Raw genomic sequence first — 21,229 nt, forward strand, 5'->3', positions numbered from 1 at the left:
TCAAAGTTTTTAATTATAAGAATGGAAGATTAAGTCATCACTCAGTAAGAAAACCATTACAAATGGAATATCTTGATCAACTTTTATCCCAAAGCAACTTGCCCATCCTATCGGCATTCCTTCTCGGTTTGATGACGGCAATAAGCCCCTGCCCTCTGGCAACAAATATTACGGCAACAGCCTATATCAGCAAAGATTTAGGTGATAAGAAAAAAATATTTTTGAGTGGACTCGTCTATACTTTAGGGCGTGCTATCAGCTACACCATTTTGGGTGTTATTCTTTATTTCGGTGCAAGCAAATTTAATGTTTCATCATTTTTTCACACTTATGGAGAACGCTTGTTAGGCCCCGTTCTGATTCTTGTTGGCATATTTATGCTCGACATAATTTCTTTTAATTTTCCCGGAGTTGGCAGTTTAACCGAAAAAATTAATGGGGAGAAGATTAAAGGGAGTTACTGGGGAGCCCTGTTACTGGGAATTATTTTTGCATTAGCATTCTGTCCCTACAGTGGTATTCTCTATTTCGGCATGCTCATCCCTATTAGTATTTCTCAGGCTGATGGTTTATATCTGCCATTTGTGTATGCCATAGCAACCGGACTACCTGTTATTATTATCGCTTACCTGCTTGCCTTTACTTTATCTGGCGTTGGTAATTTTTACAATAGGGTTAAAAGCTTCGAGTTTTGGTTTAGAAAAGTGGCTGCGGTCACCTTCATTTTAGCCGGTCTGTATTTTTCTTATATCTTTTTTATTGCCTAAGCTGTCCCTGTATCATGATTAAATCAATACAAATCACAAATAAAAAGCAATTGCTTTGGGTACTTCTTCTATTACCCGTTTGGTATCTGCTTTATGTCAACTTACAAAATATTGCCGATTATCTAATCGATACCGTTTTTCAGATACCGAAAAGCCATCTGGGTGAAACCTTGCGTTTCTTTATTTTCGAAGTTCCTAAAGTTCTTTTACTACTCGTCCTCATCATTTTTGGTGTCGGCATCATCCGAAGCTACTTTTCGCCTGAGAAAACCAAACAGGCTTTAGCGGGAAAGTCGACTTTTATGGGCAACATTTTAGCCGCATTTTTAGGCGTTCTAACGCCATTTTGTTCTTGTTCGGCCATTCCCCTATTTTTAGGTTTTGTTGAGGCTGGTGTACCTCTGGGGGTCACTTTCAGCTTTCTGATTGCTGCTCCTATGGTAAACGAAATAGCCCTGATCATGTTGGTTGGCCTTTTCGGATGGGAAACAGCCATTATTTATACTTTAACCGGCTTATTAATTGCCATCATTGCTGGTTGGATCATAGGAATTCTTAAACTTGAAAAATACATTCAGGATTGGGTTTTTGAAGTGAAAACCGGGCAAACAGGAATCGACGAAACCAAAATTCGTTTTTCGGATCGAATCAAATTGGGTTTTGAAACCGTCAAAGAAATTGTTGGCAAAATTTGGCTTTATATTGTCATTGGTGTGGCAATTGGAGCTGCAGCACATGGCTATGTTCCGGAAGATTTCATGGCGAGGCTAATGGGAAAATCGGCTTGGTACTCAGTTCCTCTATCTATTCTAATTGGAATCCCGATGTACTCGAATGCAGCCGGAATTATCCCCATTGTGAGTGTTCTGATCGAAAAGGGGGCTTCGCTAGGGACAGCTTTAGCCTTTATGATGTCGGTGATTGGGCTCTCCTTACCCGAAATCATTATTCTGAAAAAAGTTTTAAAGATGCCTTTAATCCTTATCTTTATTGGTGTAGTAGCAACCGGTATTTTGGCCGTTGGCTTCATTTTTAATATCATCTATTAAATCGATTTTCAACTCAATCTGATGACAGAATCTCAATCATCACATCCGATCGTTCTGTTCGATGGAGTTTGCAATTTGTGCAATACTTCAGTCAGATTTTTATTGGCTTATAACAAAAAAGCGAATCTTCTTTTTTGTCCATTGCAATCAGCTAAAGCCGATAAATTAATTCGTGACTTAAATTGGAAAGGAGAAAAACTGGATAGTCTCATTTTTATTGAAGAAAGGCAAGTCTACACCAAAAGCGAAGCCGTGTTCGAAATATCAAAACACTTGATCTATCCCTGGAAAGCAATCTACCATTTCAGGCATTTGCCCAAAAGATTTTGCAATTGGGTATACGATAAAATTGCTAAAAACCGATATGCCTGGTTTGGAAAAAAAACGTCCTGTATGATACCAAAATCAGATTGGAAAAATCGTTTCTTATAAATACAAAACCCGAAAGCCTGCTGACTTTCGGGTTTTATGTATTTAGTTGTAAGTTTTTTCGGTTTAATCACCAAAACAAATACCAACTCCTTTGGCTGTTTTTACCAAATTAGAGTTAGGATTTACTAAGTTTTGCTTACCAATTGCTTCTGGCAGTGGTACAGCAACAACTTCAGGATGATGATAAGCCACCATATGTCCAAATTTCTTTTCAAGTACCATTTCGAAAGCTTTGACCCCAAACTGAGTGGCTAAAACTCTGTCATAGGCTGTAGGAATACCGCCACGTTGCAAGTGACCTAGAACAGTTGTTCTGATATCAGCTTCAACACCAGCCTCCTTTAATTCATATAGCAAACGATCAGCAGCACCACTTAGTTTCAAGTTTGGATTTCCCACTTCAACACTTTGTTCAGCTAAAGCTTCTCCTCCAATAGGCATAGCACCCTCGGCAATTACAATAATTCCAAAACCTTTTCCTTTTAGGAAACGTGTATCCAGTTTTTCCTTCACTTTCTGAATGTCATAAGGAATTTCAGGAATCAAGCAAGCCTCTGCACCACCTGCAATAGCAGCAGATAAAGCAATCCATCCCGCATCACGTCCCATTGCTTCCAAAATGAAAATACGGTTGTGAGATGCTGCTGTGGTTTTCAACTTGTCAACAGCCTCAGTACAAACCTGAACAGCAGTTTGGTAACCAAAGGTGAAATCGGTTGCCATCAAGTCGTTATCAATTGTTTTTGGTACCCCAATAATGTTTAAACCTTTTTCATAAAGAGCCTGAGAGATCTTCTGCGAACCATCTCCACCAATACTAATGACAGCGTCAACACCTAAATATTGCAATTTGCGAATCATCTCATCTGAACGATCAGCTGATCCCCATGTACCATCAGAATTTTTTACCGGCCAAGCAAAAGGCCCTCCTTTGGTTGTTGTACCAATGATCGTTCCTCCCTGATAATGTATCCCTTTTACAGCTGCATCATCTAATATTTTTATTTCAGTAGGTTCTTTCAATATTCCATCAAAAGACTGAATACTACCAATTACTTCCCAATCTTTTTCTTGTGCTGCACGTTTAACTACTGCACGAATTACCGCATTCAATCCTGGGCAATCGCCACCCCCTGTTGCAACTAATACTCTTTTCATATTCAAAGTTTAAGTTTTGAATTGTCGAATTAAAAACCAATCATTCATTCTTATTATCAAGAAATCGAATTGTTGATTATAAAATTCATCCAATTACTTTTAAATTATATGGCTTGGCTAGCTGATGCTAATTTAGAAATATTTTCTTAATACAAAAGAAACAATTTCACTATCAAGGCTTTGCAATCGTTTTCGTTTCTGATATTTTAATTAAATTTAAACTTTAAATTACATTAAATATAACTGAGTTTAAAAGTGTTATTTGTTTCATCTATCAATTTCATTATTTTTTTTTAATAATTTCTGATCAAAAATTATTTAGTCTATAATATGATTATCAAACTGCACAAAGGCGATATTACAAAAATGAGCGTTGATACCATTGTAAACGCTGCCAATTCAAGCTTATTGGGTGGTGGTGGTGTTGATGGAGCCATACATCGGGCTGCCGGCCCGGAACTTCTTGTGGAATGTCGAAAATTAAATGGTTGCCCAACCGGAAAGGCCAAAATTACCAATGCTTACAACTTAGCTTGCAAGCATGTGATTCATACTGTAGGTCCAATTTGGAAAGGCGGAAACAGCAATGAAGCCAATCTATTGAAATCCTGTTATAAGAATTCGTTGAAACTAGCCGAAGCGTACAAATTGGAAAGTATTGTCTTTCCGAACATTAGTACAGGAGTATACGGCTATCCGAAAGAAGAGGCTGCAAAAATTGCCATTGAGACTGTCATGACGAAAAGTTTAAAACTGAAACATCTGAAAGAAATTACCTTTTGTGTTTTCGACGACACAAACTACGAAATTTATCAGAAACTGCTTAAGGATATTATCTAATGGCTGTATGCAAAAAATAAAAAAGGCTGTTGAAACTTAAATCTCAACAGCCTTTTCTTAAAAAAATTTATTCTTTATTAGAAAGCAAACTGCAAGCGTGTTTGAATCATATTAAAGTTTTCCTCTCCATTCAATGCATAAGCATCCAAATCAACATTGGTAAAATTGAACCTCATCAGAATATTGTGATTTACATACCAAGTGCATCCCAGAGTGATATCTTTTTGCTTTCCACCCAAAATACCCGCATCAGAATCATTCAAATCTGTTTCATTGTAACGGGTTAATAATTCGACAGAACCAGGTCCGGGTTTAGTCAAACGAGCTGATTTCATTGTGTACTTGTAATCGCCACCTTTGATCAACCATCCAAACTGAGCGTACCACCCCTTTGAATGATAATCCTCAAAGCCTTTATTGCGATTTACCTTAGCATCAACAAATTCGCCTTGTACTGAAATAGGCCCTGAAGCAGCAATCATTTCAAAATTCAATTTCACCTGATTTTCTGCACCAATCACATTAGCGTCTATAAACCGACGACGTTCGATATGTGTGGCTGCCCGAGATCGATAACGAATTGATTTCATGACACTTTCCCCATCGCTATTAAAAGCCGGATCAGCAGTTCTGTAAATACCTGAAACACCAAAATGCAGTAAATTTCCATTTGAATTGATTGGAGCATATGCCAAGCGTGAATTCAAACTAAAGCCCTCGTCTCCCGCTGCTTTATTATTCGTATCACTACCAAATAAACCAATTGTGTAGAAATATTTCTGTCCCCAAAGCTCGTATGCAACACCCAGGTTACGTCCCGGACGGAATGCTTCTACTGTACTGGAAGCATGCATAAACCTGGTTGTTTTTGAACTCTCTGTCTGCTCAATTCCAAAAGGCTCTAAAAAATGTCCGGCACGAACCAAACTGTTCTTGTCAATATTATATTGAAGAAAAACATCCTTCAAAGCAACAGCGCCATCGGCAAATCCAACATTGATTTTTGCATCCCATTTTTTCCATAGGGTCGCTTTCATCAAAAGGCGAACATCTCTAAATTCACTCCCGCTGCCAAGATCGGTTTTATCATCGAAGTAGGCTGCAGCATCCATATATACACGTCCGCCAAAACCAAACTTAAAGTTACCATCTTCACTCGCGAAAGAAATGGAACCTTTATTGACTTTTGTAGCCAATTCTATTTTATTCTGGCTCATTCCCCCCAAGGTGCTAAATATTAGAAACAGACCTAAAACTAATTTTGTTTTTTTCATGAACACGAATTATTAAAAAAATGGTAATTACTCAATTCTGCAAAATTAGCAAGGCCTACACTCCTAAACAAATAAAGCTGCCCAAATGAGCAGCTTTAAATCCTGAGTTATTTCGATAATTAAAACTTGAATTCGAAGTTGACAAACAACAACGACTTGTCTTCGATACTTGTATCTTTATGCATAAACCCCTGATAATTCAATGCCATTTTTACACCTTTTGCAGGAGCATACTGAACACCAGTAGTAATCGCACTTCCATTTTTAGAAAGGTTCCACTTTTCAGTCTCACCATCCAATTTATTTGAATTCAGATAGTCATAGCGTCCAAAAACTTCCACTTTCTTATTCACAATATAAGTTGAATATACAGATAAACCATCTAAATCATGATTGTCAGCAGCTTTAGAATACTTACTTCCATTAATCAGTTTGTTGTATTCTGCACCCATTTTAAAATGATCACAGAATTTGTAACCAACAAATGCAGCTAAAGCTGAAACAGTAACATCCTTCTCATTGCCACCATTATCAACAACAGTTGTGGTATTGGCATCCGCATAAAATTTTGCAATCAAACCTTTGTTTTTGAATACAAGATCGGCTCCAATCTTTTGTTTTCCATCTTCGTCCTGGATTTTCTTATAGCCCTCACCATTAATCACAAATGCATTGGCATATAACTTATCAGTGATTTTAATGTTAGCCTTAATTCCCAAATCAGCACTGCTACCAAATCCATATTGGTCGTTAAATGATTTCATGATATAACGGTATCCCCAAAAACTTTCCTGGTCGCTGAATTGTTCCAAACCAATCATACCTAAAGACAGTTTAACAACCGGAGACATTTTCCAGTCCAACTGAGCTTTTTTAAGATAAGCCGTATAATCGCTACCGCCTTCATTTTGTCCAACATCAAAAGTCACACTGGCTGTAAAATCTTTACTAATGTGATACTTATAGCCAAAATAAGCTCTTTGAATTTCAAAACTGCTTTCCTTTTTAGTCCCATTAGTCATATCGTAATGGTAATTGAAAAACACTTTTCCTGATGCTTTTCCTGATGGCTTAAATTCTGCTTTTTCTTGTGCAGTCGTACTTAGGGCTGCAGTCAATATCAGTAAACCTGATAATAGATTCTTTAATTTCATTGTGGTTGTTTTAATTTAGTAGTACTCGAAATCAAATTAAAAAACATTGTTTTGATTTCAGAAGCAAAAATAATATCTCAACATATACCTAATGCACCCATAAGGTTAACTTTAGGTTAAAAGAATGTTTCTTTAAAAAATAAAATATCTTTCTTAAGCTACTACTCCCTATAAAAAAAGAGCGTATCAATCATTGTTGACACACCCTTTCATCACAAGTCTTTTAAAAGGATTTTCTCTATTCAGATAAAAAATCACCTCTACATTATGCCACAATTTTTTAAACTCCTATTCCAATAGGGGCCCCTATTTCCTGCAAGCTATGTTATTTAGATCTGAAGGTTCAGTGTCGTTGTTCTCATTCAATTCTTTATCAATTAATTCGGAAAATAATTTATAAAAACGATCCATCGTAGTATTAAATTCAAATGTAAAATCTTTTGATTGCTCCATGATTGATACTTTTAAAATAGTTCACACTCAGTTAGAAAAAACAATTTATTAGTCAAATCTGCATCTTAATTTTCTACAAGTAAACTTAATAGAGACACTTGTCCCAATCGTTTCTATTGAGTTAACTTTTTCTTAAAAAAGTATTAAACGGTTAACTACAAAAAAAGAGCGAGTCAAAATGAATTGACCCACTCTTAAAAAATTACATGTCGAAGTGTAATAATTTATGATTCAGATTAGAAATTAACCTGTACTCTGGCTTTAATCATACCAACTTTCTCATCCAATGGATAAACTTGGTTCTGAACATCCATGTAGCTGTAGTTTAAACGAAACATCACATTATCGTTTAGATAGTAGTTAACAGCAGCACTAATCGTCTCTGCCTTACCACCTTGGATACTCATATTTCCAGCTCCACCTAAAGCTGCTCCTAAATCAGCAGGACCGTAAGCTCCGTTGAAATAAGTTCCATCAATATCATTCAAATCTGTGTTATCGTAACGTAAAAGGAATTCATAAGAACCAGCCTTTGGACGATTGATATAAGCAGTTGAAGAGTTATATGAATAGTTGTCACCCAAAAGGAACCCAGCTGTAACATAGAAAGCTTCTGTTTCAATATCACGCATCTCACCATACCATCCTGGATAATCACCTGGAGCAACTGGCCATGCATATCCTCCACCTGCAGTATGAGTCCAATAAGGGTTATCTTTCATCAATCTTGAAACGTAGTCATCGTCACGAGTCACTTTCGTTTTAGTATACTCTGCTTGCAACATAACAGGACCGCTAAGAACCATAGATTGGAAGTTATAACGCATATCTGTTCTTGCTCCTTTAATATCAGCATTTAAAAATTTATGCTCTGGACCAGCTGCTAATGAAACTTCACGATTATAATCGTCATCATTTAATGACTCGTTAAAACCATTCGCTTCCGGAATACGATAGGTAAATGAACCTCCTAATTGGAAAAGCACATTGTCGTTTACGATTGGAGTATAAACCAATTTTGTAGTCGTAGAGAAACCCTGATCACCCTTATTGTGATTATCTACAGAACCTGCAAAAAGACCTGTTGATCCGTAGAACTTATCGGTATAATAAGTGTATCCCAAACCGATGCTACGACCAATTCCCATAGCTTGTGTGGTATTGGAAGCACCAATAAAACGAAGGTTTTTGCTTGAAGCTGATGCCTCGATACCAAATGGTTCGAAGAAGTTACCAACAGTGAAAATACTGTTTTTGGCTTGATTGTATCTTAAGAATGCATCCTTAATTTTCACTTCATTATTACCAAAGCTCACATTCACTTTAGCACTCCATTGGCCCCACTTTACTGTAGTTCCCAAGCGAATATCCTTTATGGAAGCATCTGAACTTAAATCAGTCGCATCATCGAAATAATGAACACCATCCATATAAATTCTACCATTAAGGCTTACCTGATAATCCTTATCAGCAGAGGTTAATACGATACCTCCTTTTTTTGACTCAGCAGTCAATTGTTTTTCCTGAGCTACTGCACTTGCCGCTACCATTCCTAAAGCTAGTGTAGCGATATATATTTTTCTTAACATATCTTTATCGTTTATAGATTTAACAATTAGTAACCTAAGTCATTCATCACTTCCTGAGCAGTACCCACAACTTCACGGTTCTGATACTTCATTGACAAATCTGTCAAATTAGTAAAACCACCATCGATAAACATATTAGGGTTTACATCATATCCAAAATCTCCACTAATTACACGAGCAGGATTGTCAAAACGAGAGACTCCAGCATAAAAATAATCTCCATTGTATTTTCTCAACTGATCTTCAGTATCAAAAGAATAAGCATGAACAAGCATACCAGCACGGTGATACATTTCACACATCCAAGGTTCAGTTAATTCAGGATACCCATTAGGTTTTCCGGCAATAGAAGGGCCTGCAATATGACAATTATATTCTACTGAGAAATTAATGAATTCAGCCAATGATTCAATTGAATTGGATGGGCGAACGTAAGCAGCACTCTCATCTTCCCAAAGCAACATACACTTAGGTACTCCAGGTAATTCTTTCTCCAATTTCACAACAGACTCACGAGAGAAAGTTTGTAAAATAAAACGACCATTGGTATTGCCAACAGCAACTTTACCCGGAGTCGTTGCAATTGTTTTAGGAGAATCTGTAATATTCCAACCCGCATCAGTTAAAAAGGCTGCTAAGTCAGCTTCCATTCCACTAAATAAATAAGGCTCTTTAGTTTCAGCATAAACACCTGGACGGTTACCATTATCGTCATTATCAACAACAAAAACAAACTCTCCCGTTGAAGAATCTTCTAAAACCAGAGTTTCAGTTCCATCAGCTTTTTTGTAGTAAGGCTTGCCTTCCGAATTTCTCTTCACTTTCATACCTTCGGCAATCAACAACACATCTTTTAGTGTACAGATCTGTAAGCCAACGAATGAGGCACGAGCATTTTCAGGTTTATCAATATTAAACCATGAACCTGCATCTAACTGACGTAATTGTTTCAATGTAAAAACACTTACAGGATAATCTTCTTTTCCTGGGAAAATACTTTCGATATTAGATGTACGACGAAGATTTCCATCATGTAAAGCTAGTAATACACCATCTTTTGTTCTCTGAAGATCGATCTCCAAATAGTCAGCACCCATATTACGAGCCCAACGGAAAGCTGCTTCTGTTTCCTCAGGGGCCCAGAATGTTGAACCACGGTGAGCAATCACAGCGTCAGGTTTCACATAGTCGCGAACAATTTTAGCCTCTGCACTAAGTTCGTTTAAAGGATAAGTTTTGTATAAGTTGTAAGGATTATAATCAGGGGTGTCATCTTCACATCCTGCAAATCCAATGCTAGTCAGGATTAGAGCACCTGCTAACAAATTTCTCACATTTAGACTTTTCATGTGTTTTAAAATTTATGGTTAGTAATTATTAATTTTTATTATTTGTTTTTTAATTAAGATTGAATCTCTCAATAAATTAATGATGAAGACCATTATGACCATTTTTCTCCTGAATCCAGGAAATACCAATCAGGATAATGGACGCAATACAGGCACCCAAAAGAACAATAAATCCACCGTTCCAACCCCAGGTATCAACAACAGCTCCCATAGCAATATTGGCAAACAAGGCACCTCCCAAGTATCCAAACAGACCTGTTAATCCGGCAGCTGTACCTGCTGCCTTTTTAGGAACCAAATCCAAAGCATGTACACCAATCAACATCACAGGACCGTAGATTAGGAATCCAATACAAATTAGAGCTATCGAATTCATTACTATCGACTGACTGAACCAATACATGATAACAGAAACAAAAACCAATATCATATAAATGATACTCACAGGAGCTCGTTTCCCTTTAAACACTTTATCACTTAGGTATCCACATAATATGGTTCCGGGTATACCCGCCCACTCGTATGCAAAATAGGCCCAACCTGTTTCTTTAATCGAAAAGCCTTTGGCTTCTTCAAGATATAAAGGAGCCCAGTCGAGTACACCATATCGCACCAAGTAAACAAATGCATTTGCAAAGGCTATCGACCATAGCAATCTATTCTTAAGAATATATTTCATGAAGATTTCTTTAGCAGTCATCTCCTCTTCATATTTTTCAGAATAATTATCAGGATAGTCGTTTTTAAACTTCTCAATATTTGGTAATCCACAAGATTGTGGTGTATCACGAATTAATAACCAGGCTATAAATGCAACACCAAGCGCAACAAAACCCGGGAAATATAATTTCGATTGCCAGTCAGCAAAAATAGCAACACCTAAAATAGCCAGAGGACCTATAATACCCCCACCAACATTGTGAGCCACATTCCAAATCGACATCTTCGTTCCACGCTCGCGAATAGAAAACCAATGGACCATTACACGACCACAAGGAGGCCATCCCATTCCCTGAAACCATCCATTAAGTAAAAGCAATACAAACATGATTGCAATCGATGACGTAGCAACCGGAAGTAAACCCATTGCAATCATAGTGATTGCCGAAAGAACCAAACCAAAAGTCAGAAATCGTCTCGCATTACTACGGTCAGACACATTGCCCATGATAAACTTACTTAAACCATAAGCTACCGAAACACCTGATAATGCAAATCCCAACTCAGTTTTGGTATAGCCTAATTCAACTAAATCCGGCATTGCCAGTGAAAACACCTTTCTGACAAGATAATAACCTGCGTATCCCAAAAAGATACCTAGGAAAACCTGTAAACGCAATCGTTTGTACGTCGGGTCAATTTTATTTTCCGGCAGTAATTCTTTATGTGCCGCCGGTTTTAGAAAACCAATCATATTATAAGATTTTGGGTGAGTATTTTAGTTTAAAACGTAGTTCGCTGCCAAACTTGTATATTTGTTAATTTGTTTTTCAATCCAATCTTCATCCTTCCCAAGTTCAATAGCCATTATTGTAGCCACCTCAGGTGCGATTCTGACACTCTCTCGGGCATCAAGTAAAAGTGCACGGGTTCTTCGTGATAAAACGTCCTCCAGTGAACGTGCCATTTCATTTCGGACAGCCCAAACCACTTGCGCTTTTATAATTCCAAGTTCCTGGCTTAGACAAAGTCCCATATCTTTATTTGATTTAGCTAAAGAAAGTATTTTCTCAGCATCTGAACCATAGAAATAAAGAGGATCCTTTAAATCGACATTTTGTTTCCAACCATGAAGTGGCAATTTACGAGTAATTGATTTCTTTAAGACAAAACCTGCTACTTTTGAAGCTGTATCAACAGTTTCCTCAGCCATCTGTCTGTATGTTGTCCATTTTCCACCCGTTATAGTAACAAGTCCGGAATCAGATATGTAAATTTTATGCCCTCGGGAAATTTCTTTTGTTTTCTTCCCTTCTCCGGTTGGAGCTGCCAAAGGTCTTAATCCTGCAAATACTGATTTTACATCTGAACGCTTAGGCATTTTAGTTAAAAAACGGCCTGCTGTTTCAAGAATAAAGTCAATCTCTTCATCAAGGGCTTTGGGTTCCAACTCTGCCTTTTCTTTCTGAATATCGGTTGTTCCCACAACCACTTTATTGTGCCAAGGTACTGCAAATAAAACACGACCATCATCCGTTTTAGGAATCATTATCGCGTAATCATTTGGAACAAATTCTTTATCTAAAACAAGATGTACCCCCTGACTAACACAAACAATATCTCTGGATTTTGGTGCATCCATCTTGATGATATCATCAACAAATACACCTGTTGCATTTACGACAACCTTTGCATTAATTTCAAATTTTTCTTCAGTTTCCTGATCAATAACTGTAACTCCCGAAATATTACCATTGGTCTTGTTTAACCCAACAACTTTCATATAGTTGATAGCTGTGCCACCATTTTCAACAAAAGTCTGACATAAGTTAATCCCATAACGTGCATCATCGAATTGTCCATCATGATATACAACGCCGCCTCTTAACTTTTCTTTAATCAGAGTTGGGATATGTTTTAAGGTCTTTTTTCTGGAATAAGGTAAAGAACGTCCCAAACCTAATCTTCCGGCCATCAGATCATAAACCGTTAATCCTATAGTATAATATGGCTTCACCCACCATTTGTAACTGGGAATGATGAACGATTGATCTTTAACCAGGTGAGGCGCATTCTGTTTCATCAACCCTCTTTCTCTAAGTGCTTCAAGTACAAGAGAAATATTACCCTGTGCTAAATATCGAACCCCTCCATGAACCAACTTTGTACTTCTACTGGAAGTTCCCTTCGTAAAATCATCTTGCTCCAGCAACAAGGTTTTCAGTCCTCTGGTAGCTGCCTCAACAGCTGCACCTAAACCAGAAGCTCCACCTCCAACTATCACAACATCCCATTTTTCAGACATGTTTTTCAAGTTCAAGATCATCTTTTCACGTACCATTACCATTTTATTCTTCTTTATTGCTTATTACTTACTTGCTTGTTCGAATTTTTAAACGTTGCACCATCTTTTCCGTTTAGTTCCCGTTCTAATAAATCCGAGAAGTACTTATAAAAACGATCCATGGTAGCATTAAATTCAAATGTAAAATCATTTTGCTGTTCCATGTTTAAAATATTTTAAGAATACATTTTATAATCAGATACATTGTTATGCTATGCATGAAGAGAAAAAATAAATAAGCCAGGCTTATTTAATGTCTTATTACTCTCGTGGTGACAAACTTAAAAAAAATACATAGCTATGCAAAGTATATTTTAATTTTAAATATTATTTAGATACAATCTCAATAATAAAACAAAAATCATTAATAATCAATTACATTTTCAAGACACAAACTCAATACTTAGTCCAATAAAAAGAACTGTTATCAGCTTCCAGATCTAAAAAAGATTAATTTTTCTTCTCCCAATTCTTTGAACGATCCAAAGCTTTATCCCATCCTTCGATTAATAGCTGAGTTTCATCTTTGGACATTTGGGACTCAAACTTTCTGTCCATTCCCCACTGATGTTGAATATCTCCAACTCCATTCCAAAATCCAACAGCCAAACCTGCCAGATAAGCTGCACCCAAAGCGGTTGTTTCTGATATTTTAGGTCGAGATACAGGAACGTTAAGGATATCAGCCTGAAACTGCATCAATAAATTATTAGTCGCAGCACCTCCGTCTACACGGAGTTCATTTATTTTAATATCTGCATCAGCCTCCATCGCTTTTAAAACATCTCTAACTTGAAACGCAATACCTTCGAGAGCTGCTCTGGCAATATGTGCCGCCGTAGATCCTCTTGTCAAACCAACAATTGTTCCTCGTGCATACTGATCCCAATGTGGTGCTCCCAATCCTGTTAATGCCGGCACCATAAATACACCACCATTATCATCTACCGTTTTTGCCAGCACTTCAACCTCGGAGGATGTTTTGATAATACCTAAACCATCACGTAACCATTGAACAATGGCACCTCCCATAAAAATACTACCCTCCAATGCATAAGTCGTTTCGCCATTAATTTGCCAGGCAATAGTTGTCAGCAAATTGTTCTTCGATTTTACTGGTCGGTTACCCGTATTGCATAACATGAAACATCCTGTGCCGTAAGTATTCTTAACCAAACCAGGCTTTAAACACATTTGGCCAAAGCTTGCCGCTTGTTGATCTCCTGCTAAACCCGAAATAGGCACTGCATGCGCAAAAAGCGTACTAACTGTGTGCCCATATACTTCAGAAGATGATTTAACCTCAGGCAGCATATTCACAGGGATATTCAAAAGTTCCAACATCTCAGTATCCCATTCCAATGTTTTGATATTATATAAGAGAGTTCTACTCGCATTCGTTACATCCGTCACATGAACCTTCCCCTGCGTTAAGTTCCAAATGAGCCAGGAATCAATCGTTCCAAAGGCCAATTTTCCCGCGTCTGCTTTTTCACGTGCACCTTCAACATTGTCTAAAATCCACTTTACTTTCGTTCCGGAAAAATAAGAATCGATTATTAAACCTGTCTTATCCTGAATCATATCAGCATAACCATCCTTTTTTAGTTGATCGCAATATTTAGCAGTACGTCTGTCTTGCCAAACAATCGCATTATAAATGGGCTGACTTGTTTCCCGATCCCAAACGACTGTCGTCTCTCTTTGATTCGTAATCCCAATTCCGGCTAAACTCAAGCCGTTGACTCCAGCACGAACGATTGCTTCGGCAGCCACACCTGCCTGAGTTGACCAAATCTCTATAGCGTCATGTTCGACCCAACCCGGCTGAGGAAAAATCTGAGTCAATTCCTTTTGTGCAGAACTTACAATTTCTCCTTTCTTATTAAAAACAATTGCTCTTGAACTGGTTGTTCCCTGATCCAGAGATAAAATAAACTTCTCGTTCATATTCGTTTGGTATTTAAGAGATGCCTTTGTAAACAGTAATGAATTAAGGTATATTTATCCGTCTAAAATAAAAACCCTAATGATGAAAACGTTTGCGAACAAATCAAAAAAAAACTGCCTGTTATTTGACAACGCAGCTCTAAGATAATAAACAAAAGTATATCTTCTCTGAATGTTTAAGATGAGTACATGTTACCAGGCACTCATCTTAAGAAATCAATCATATCAGCTTTATATTTGTGAATACAAAACAAATGACTTCGTTTAACACCTTGTATTCACAAATCAAAAAGCTTTTTCATTTTAGTTTAAAATGTATCTTAAAGCCAGGCTTCTATATTTCTCAACTTGATCAGCTTCCCATTTAGAATCAAATCCTAATTCCTTAGCTAAAAGTTGGGCAACATCCGGTGCAATTCGAGCACTCTCTCTGGCATCCAATAATAAGGCTCGGGTTCTTCGTGATAAAACATCTTCAACTGAACGTGCCATTTCATGACGAGCAGCCCAAACAACCTGTGCTTTTATTATCCCCAAGTCCTTACTCAAAAACTTACCTAAATCCTTATCTTCCTTCGATAACGCAAGTATCTTATCAGAATCAGATCCATAAAAATACAAAGGATCAGACAGGTCAACATTCTTTTTCCAGCCATGAATTGGCATATTACGGGTAACAGACTTTTTAATTGGATAAGAAGACACTTTTGATGCAGCATCAACAACTTCTTCAGCCATCTGACGATAAGTTGTCCATTTACCTCCGGTAATGGTTATCAAACCAGCATCCGAGGTATAAATTTTATGTCCTCGGGAAATCTCTTTGGTCTTTTTTCCCTCACCCGTTGGCGCTGCCAAAGGACGTAATCCGGCAAATACCGATTTTACATCAGAACGTTTAGGCTCTTTTGCTAAGAATCGTCCAGCTGTTTCTAAAATAAAATCGATCTCTTCTTCCAATGCTCTGGGTTCTAATTCTGCTCCTTCTTTTTGAACATCAGTAGTCCCCACCACCACCTTATTGTGCCAAGGCACAGCAAATAAGACACGTCCATCATCCGTTTTAGGAATCATGATGGCATAATCATTGGGAACAAATTCTTTATCCAAAACAAGGTGAACGCCCTGACTCACACAAACAATATCTCTTGACTTAGGCGCATCCATTTTAATAATATCATCAACAAAAACTCCTGTAGCATTAATAACCACTTTCGCTTTAATATCGATACGATTTCCAGTTTCACCATCAATGGCAGCAACACCAGAAATTTTTCCATTCGCCTTATTCAAACCAACCACTTTCATATAGTTGATTGCAGTTCCTCCATTCTCGACAAAAGTTTGGCAAAGGTTAATTCCATAACGTGAATCATCGAACTGTCCATCGTGATACACAACGCCACCTCTTAAATTCTTTTGCTTTAATGTTGGTATATATTTGAGTGTTCTTTTTCTTGAGTATGGCAACGAACGACCTAAGCCTAAACGGCCTGCCATAAAATCATAAACAGTTAAACCTAAAGTATAATAAGGTTTGACCCACCATTTATAACTAGGAATTATAAAAGACTGATCTTTAACCAGGTGAGGTGCATTTTGTTTCATTAAGCCTCTTTCACGCAATGCTTCGAGAACCAAGGAAATATTTCCCTGTGCTAAATACCTAACACCACCATGAACCAGCTTTGTGCTTCTGCTTGATGTACCTTTGGTAAAATCGTCTTGTTCAAGCAATAAAGTTTTCATTCCACGTGTTACAGCCTCAAGTGCAGCTCCCAGCCCCGACGCTCCTCCTCCAACAATAACAACATCCCATTCCTGGTTTGTCTTTTGTATTTCAGAAATCATTTTTTCACGTACCATTACCATTCTTTTGTTCCTCCCTAGTTATTGAGTTAGTATCAAATATCTTTTAATCCTGATTAGATCATTTTTCAAATCTTCAATCACCATCTCATGATTATCACATTACCACATACATTGTATTGCTATGTATAAACACAAAATATATAAGCATATTTAAACGCTCTTTTTAAAATTGCTTTCAATACAAACCTAAAAATAAATACATAGTTATACAAGGTATGTTGTCATATCAGAGTAATTTAGAATTAATCTACGTAATGAGCCCACATTTATTAAATCTTAAATCCAATTTCATTTAACTAAAAAAGGGGTGATAATTTATAAATTATCACCCCTTTCCAATATCAATAATTGTATTTAATCGTCTGAATCTAACCATTGTCCGGTTCTACCAATAGCTCTTTTCCAATATTTTAAAGTTTTGTCAACTTTATCATTTTCCATTTTTGCGTCATACACTTCTGTAATTTCCCAATGCGCCTTAATCTCCTCGATATCTTGCCAAAAACCAACGGCTAAACCTGCTAAATAGGCAGAACCAAGAGCGGTAATTTCTTTCACATTAGGACGAACAACCGGGATACCAAGAATATCAGATTGGAATTGCATAATGGTTTTATTCAGAACCGTACCCCCTGCCCGAAGCTGAGTCAATGCATTTCCGGAATCACGTTCCATCGCTTTTAAAACATCACGAGAGCGGAAAGCAATCGATTCAAGTGCTGCACGAGCAATATGTCCGGGAGTGGTTCCCATATTGAGTCCCCAAAATGTTCCTCTGGCGTATTGATCCCAATAAGGAGCACCTAAACCCGTAAAAGCAGGCACGATATAAACACCCCCATTATCCTTCTCCGAAAGAGCTAATTCTTCTATTTCCTCAATAGAATGAATCAGGTTCATCTGATCGCGTAACCACTGTATTACGGCTCCACCAATAAAAACACTTCCCTCTAGCGCATAAGTAACTTTATCACCTATTTGCCAGGCAATTGTCGTGATTAAATTATTATTCGAAGTTACAATTTGGTCACCCGTATTCATCAATATAAAACAACCCGTATTGTATGTGTTTTTCACCATGCCCTTCTCAAAGCACATCTGGGCAAACAAAGCCGCTTGTTGATCACCACAAATACCTGCAATAGGAATCTCTACTCCAAATAATGACTTTGAAGTCATGCCATACACTTCACTCGAAGTACGTACCTCAGGTAAAATATTTTCGGGTATATCTAAAAGTTCTAATAATTCCTTATCCCATTCCAATGATTTGATATTATAAATCATTGTACGACTGGCATTCGAAACATCAGTTACATGACAAGCCCCTTTAGTCAATTTCCAAATTAGCCAGGAATCTACAGTTCCAAATGCTAAGTTTCCCTCTTCAGCTTTTTGTCTTGCCCCTGGAATATTATCCAATAACCACTTAATTTTAGTACCCGAAAAATAAGCATCTAAAATCAGACCTGTTTTATCTTTGATAGTTTGTGCGTAGCCTTTCTCTTTCAACTCATCGCAATACTGCGAAGTTCTTCTATCCTGCCAAACAATAGCATTACCAATCGGCTTCCCCGTTTCCTTGTCCCAAAGTATAGTTGTCTCGCGCTGATTTGTGATACCGATTGCTTTGATATCTTCAGCCTTAAGGCCTGCTTTTTGGATTGCCTCTTCGGCAACCGAAGCCTGAGAGTACCATATTTCATTGGCATCCTGTTCAATCCAACTTAAACGCGGAGAAAACTGTTCAAATTCCTTTTGTGCAATTGAGATAATTTTGCCTGAATTATCAAAAATAATGGCTCTGGATATAGATGTTCCCTGATCTAAGGATAAGATATATTTTTGCATAGCTGTCGATATATTAAATGTTTATTTCAGAGAATCTGTTTTTTAAGAATTTTTTCTACTGAAGAGTTGAGAGAACCAACATATTCATTCATAGTACCTAAAATGGCTAATCCATCTTCGGTAAGCTTGTAGTATTTACGAGGAATACCGGATTCCTGCTCGGCCCATTCTGAAGTCACCAGCCCTTCTTTTTTTAATCTATTCAAAAGAGGATAAATCGTTCCTTCAGCAATTTCAAGTGAAGTAAATTGGTTCATATCACTAATGAGTTCGTAGCCATAACATGGACGTGAACGCAATAGCAAAATGATAATATATTCTAGCAATCCCTTTTTGTATTGGGATTTCCATTTGGCAATAAAATATTCGTTGTTTTCTGATTCCATAGTACCAAAAGATTGTTCATCTCGATATTGAGATATCTATAGATGCAAAGGCTATCTGCTACAAATAAGAGCAAATAGAACGGTGCTGTCTAATTTAATTTGATCAAAACGACCACTCATTTACAAATATATTATAATAAATTAAACAACATTTAAAGAAAGCTAATCTTTTAAAGAGAGAATTGAGATTGCTTCATCACTTTCGATTTTATCCCACTGATTTAAGTCTTTCAATCATCACTTTGTTTATTTATTAGTTTGAGATATCCTGATATAACAAGGGAGCCACAATCTGCAGCTCCCTCTATATTCAAAGAATTAATTAGGCTTATTTTTTAAAAATTCCCAAATCCTTCAGTTCAGAACTCATGATATAGTCAAGATGAGCAGCACACTTGGCTTTACCCATCTTAACAAATGCCTCACATGAAGCTTGATACTTATCATTACGAGTTGTATCCATTAACATTAGGTAACCCATGATAATGTATCCGGCCATTTCAACCAAACGACGTGCATGGAAATCCAGGAAGTCGTTATGATCTGCAGTCGCATTAATCTCATTAACTTTAGCAACAGCTTTCTCATATCGCTCAGTCATTCCTTTAAGCGTTGTTCTGATGTACTCCAATTGTGGATTTAACTCAGACTCTTCGTAGAATTTGATTTGAGCAAGATATTGACCAGTTGTTACACCACGTACTGCGGCCACAACTTGCAACTGAGTTGTTCCTTCGTAAATATTTGTAATACGTGCATCACGAACCAAACGCTCAATTGGGTAATCTTTCATATAACCCGAACCTGCGTGAATTTGTAATGAATCGTACGCAATCTCGTTACAAAACTCAGAAGCAAACAATTTCAATAGTGGTGTAAATACATCAGCTAAACGCTGGTATTTTTTCATATCGTCTCTCTCGTCTTTATCCAAAGAGCGATCCTGAGAAATATGGTAATAAGCTTTGTAAACATCAACCATACGAGATGTTTCATACAATACAGAACGAGAAGCGTTAAGCTTAGCTTCCATATTTGTCAACATTTCGTAAACAGCCGGGAATTCGATAATTGCTTTACCGAACTGACGACGCTCTTTGGCATAAGCCAAACCTTCACGATAAGCCGCTTCAGCAATACCTACAGATTGAGCACCTACACCTAAACGTGCACCATTCATCAACGACATTACATATTTGATAAGTCCCATTTTACGAGAACCTACCAATTCAGCTGGCGCATTGGTAAATACCAACTCACAAGTCGGAGATCCGATAATACCCATTTTGTGCTCGATACGACGTACCTTAACAGCCATGTGCTTTTTATCGTAGATAAACATAGACAAACCACGGCCATCATTGGTTCCTTCCTCAGAACGAGCAAGTACAAGTGAAACATCACCATCACCATTGGTAATAAAACGTTTCACACCGTTTAGATACCACTGATCTTCGTCAGCATTATAAGTTGCTTTCAACTGCACAGCCTGCAAATCAGAACCTGCATCCGGCTCAGTTAAATCCATTGCTGCTGTTGCACCTTTGGCGAAACGTGGCAAATAGTTTTCTTTTTGTTCCTTAGATGCAAATTCATGAATGGTTTCAGCACAGTCCTGAAGCCCCCAAATATTAGCAAAACCTGCATCGGCACGAGACACCAATTCAGCTGCCATCACGTAAGGTACAATTGGGAAATTCAAACCATCGTACTCACGTGGAAGACTCATCCCGATCAAACCCGCTTTGGTTAAAGCATCGTGATTTTCCTGAGTTCCTCTTGCGTAAATAACACGATCATTCACAACCTGAGGACCTTCCTGATCAACACTTTCAGCATTAGGTCCGATAATATCGCCACAAATCTCACCTACAATTTCCAAGGTACGATCGTAGCTATCCATAGCATCCTCAAAATCAAGAGGTGCATAGTCGTATTTATCTTTATCTCCGAAGCCACGCTCTTTAAGCGCAACAATTTTTTTCATTAACGGGTGTTCCAGGTGGAACTTCATGTCCTCGTTATCTGTATAGAAATTAGCCATTTCTTTAGATGTATTTTGTAGTAAGCGATAAATAATCGATGAAATCAATTATCAGTT

At 37.5% G+C, this 21,229-nt stretch carries 17 protein-coding genes; 4 read left to right on the plus strand and 13 right to left on the minus strand.

Annotated elements, in window-relative coordinates; all coding sequences use genetic code 11:
• Positions 1 to 62 precede the first annotated feature (62 nt).
• Genes EO244_RS00115 through EO244_RS00125 form a run of 3 tightly spaced genes read left to right on the plus strand, consistent with a single transcriptional unit; the run spans position 63 to position 2,248 of the window.
• On the plus strand, positions 63 to 767 hold the full coding sequence (locus EO244_RS00115) for an aromatic aminobenezylarsenical efflux permease ArsG family transporter (RefSeq protein WP_129251765.1): 705 nt from the start codon (positions 63 to 65) through the stop codon (positions 765 to 767).
• A gap of 14 nt (positions 768 to 781) precedes the next feature.
• A complete protein-coding gene (locus tag EO244_RS00120; RefSeq protein ID WP_129251766.1) occupies positions 782 to 1,816 on the plus strand; it encodes a permease in 1,035 nt (344 codons plus the stop codon).
• A 21-nt stretch (positions 1,817 to 1,837) separates the two neighbouring features.
• Positions 1,838 to 2,248: a thiol-disulfide oxidoreductase DCC family protein gene (locus EO244_RS00125; protein WP_129251768.1), complete on the plus strand. Its 411-nt coding sequence runs from the start codon at positions 1,838 to 1,840 to the stop codon at positions 2,246 to 2,248.
• A 63-nt stretch (positions 2,249 to 2,311) separates the two neighbouring features.
• Here EO244_RS00125 and EO244_RS00130 read toward each other — a convergent pair whose 3' ends face one another.
• The gene (locus tag EO244_RS00130) at positions 2,312 to 3,406 is read right to left on the minus strand and encodes a 6-phosphofructokinase (protein WP_129251770.1); all 1,095 of its coding nucleotides are present in this window, start codon (positions 3,404 to 3,406) and stop codon (positions 2,312 to 2,314) included.
• Positions 3,407 to 3,736: 330 nt separating this feature from the next.
• On the opposite strand from EO244_RS00130, the gene EO244_RS00135 reads away from it, so the two are divergent.
• Entirely contained in the window at positions 3,737 to 4,246 is a 510-nt protein-coding gene (locus tag EO244_RS00135; RefSeq protein ID WP_129251772.1) for an O-acetyl-ADP-ribose deacetylase, read from the plus strand.
• Positions 4,247 to 4,323: 77 nt separating this feature from the next.
• Here the strand turns inward: EO244_RS00135 and EO244_RS00140 are convergent, their stop codons facing one another.
• The 12 genes from EO244_RS00140 to EO244_RS00190 form a co-directional block, all read right to left on the minus strand.
• A complete protein-coding gene (locus EO244_RS00140) occupies positions 4,324 to 5,520 on the minus strand; it encodes an OprO/OprP family phosphate-selective porin (protein ID WP_129251773.1) in 1,197 nt (398 codons plus the stop codon).
• 119 nt (positions 5,521 to 5,639) lie between these two features.
• Entirely contained in the window at positions 5,640 to 6,674 is a 1,035-nt protein-coding gene (locus EO244_RS00145; protein ID WP_129251775.1) for an outer membrane beta-barrel protein, read from the minus strand.
• A 689-nt stretch (positions 6,675 to 7,363) separates the two neighbouring features.
• A complete protein-coding gene (locus tag EO244_RS00150; protein WP_129251777.1) occupies positions 7,364 to 8,716 on the minus strand; it encodes an OprO/OprP family phosphate-selective porin in 1,353 nt (450 codons plus the stop codon).
• Between the two features lie 26 nt (positions 8,717 to 8,742).
• Complete coding sequence (locus tag EO244_RS00155) at positions 8,743 to 10,065, minus strand: glycerophosphodiester phosphodiesterase family protein (protein ID WP_129251779.1); 1,323 nt, start codon at positions 10,063 to 10,065, stop codon at positions 8,743 to 8,745.
• A 76-nt stretch (positions 10,066 to 10,141) separates the two neighbouring features.
• The gene (glpT, locus tag EO244_RS00160) at positions 10,142 to 11,479 is read right to left on the minus strand and encodes a glycerol-3-phosphate transporter (protein ID WP_129251781.1); all 1,338 of its coding nucleotides are present in this window, start codon (positions 11,477 to 11,479) and stop codon (positions 10,142 to 10,144) included.
• Between the two features lie 24 nt (positions 11,480 to 11,503).
• Positions 11,504 to 13,030 (minus strand): glycerol-3-phosphate dehydrogenase/oxidase, encoded by a 1,527-nt coding sequence (locus EO244_RS00165; RefSeq protein WP_241687916.1) that lies wholly within the window; start codon positions 13,028 to 13,030, stop codon positions 11,504 to 11,506.
• 53 nt (positions 13,031 to 13,083) lie between these two features.
• Positions 13,084 to 13,233, minus strand: coding sequence for a hypothetical protein (locus EO244_RS16835; RefSeq protein ID WP_164977370.1), 150 nt, complete (start codon positions 13,231 to 13,233; stop codon positions 13,084 to 13,086).
• 286 nt (positions 13,234 to 13,519) lie between these two features.
• Positions 13,520 to 15,019, minus strand: coding sequence for a glycerol kinase GlpK (gene glpK, locus EO244_RS00170; RefSeq protein ID WP_129251785.1), 1,500 nt, complete (start codon positions 15,017 to 15,019; stop codon positions 13,520 to 13,522).
• Positions 15,020 to 15,322: 303 nt separating this feature from the next.
• On the minus strand, positions 15,323 to 16,885 hold the full coding sequence (locus tag EO244_RS00175; RefSeq protein WP_129251787.1) for a glycerol-3-phosphate dehydrogenase/oxidase: 1,563 nt from the start codon (positions 16,883 to 16,885) through the stop codon (positions 15,323 to 15,325).
• Positions 16,886 to 17,245: 360 nt separating this feature from the next.
• Positions 17,246 to 18,742 (minus strand): glycerol kinase GlpK, encoded by a 1,497-nt coding sequence (gene glpK, locus EO244_RS00180; protein WP_129251789.1) that lies wholly within the window; start codon positions 18,740 to 18,742, stop codon positions 17,246 to 17,248.
• A gap of 26 nt (positions 18,743 to 18,768) precedes the next feature.
• Positions 18,769 to 19,128, minus strand: coding sequence for a PadR family transcriptional regulator (locus EO244_RS00185; protein WP_129251791.1), 360 nt, complete (start codon positions 19,126 to 19,128; stop codon positions 18,769 to 18,771).
• Positions 19,129 to 19,456: 328 nt separating this feature from the next.
• Complete coding sequence (locus EO244_RS00190; protein ID WP_129251793.1) at positions 19,457 to 21,172, minus strand: acyl-CoA dehydrogenase family protein; 1,716 nt, start codon at positions 21,170 to 21,172, stop codon at positions 19,457 to 19,459.
• Between the last annotated feature and the right edge of the window lie 57 nt (positions 21,173 to 21,229).

The organism is Ancylomarina salipaludis (assembly GCF_004122035.1).
Lineage (GTDB): Bacteria > Bacteroidota > Bacteroidia > Bacteroidales > Marinifilaceae > Ancylomarina > Ancylomarina salipaludis.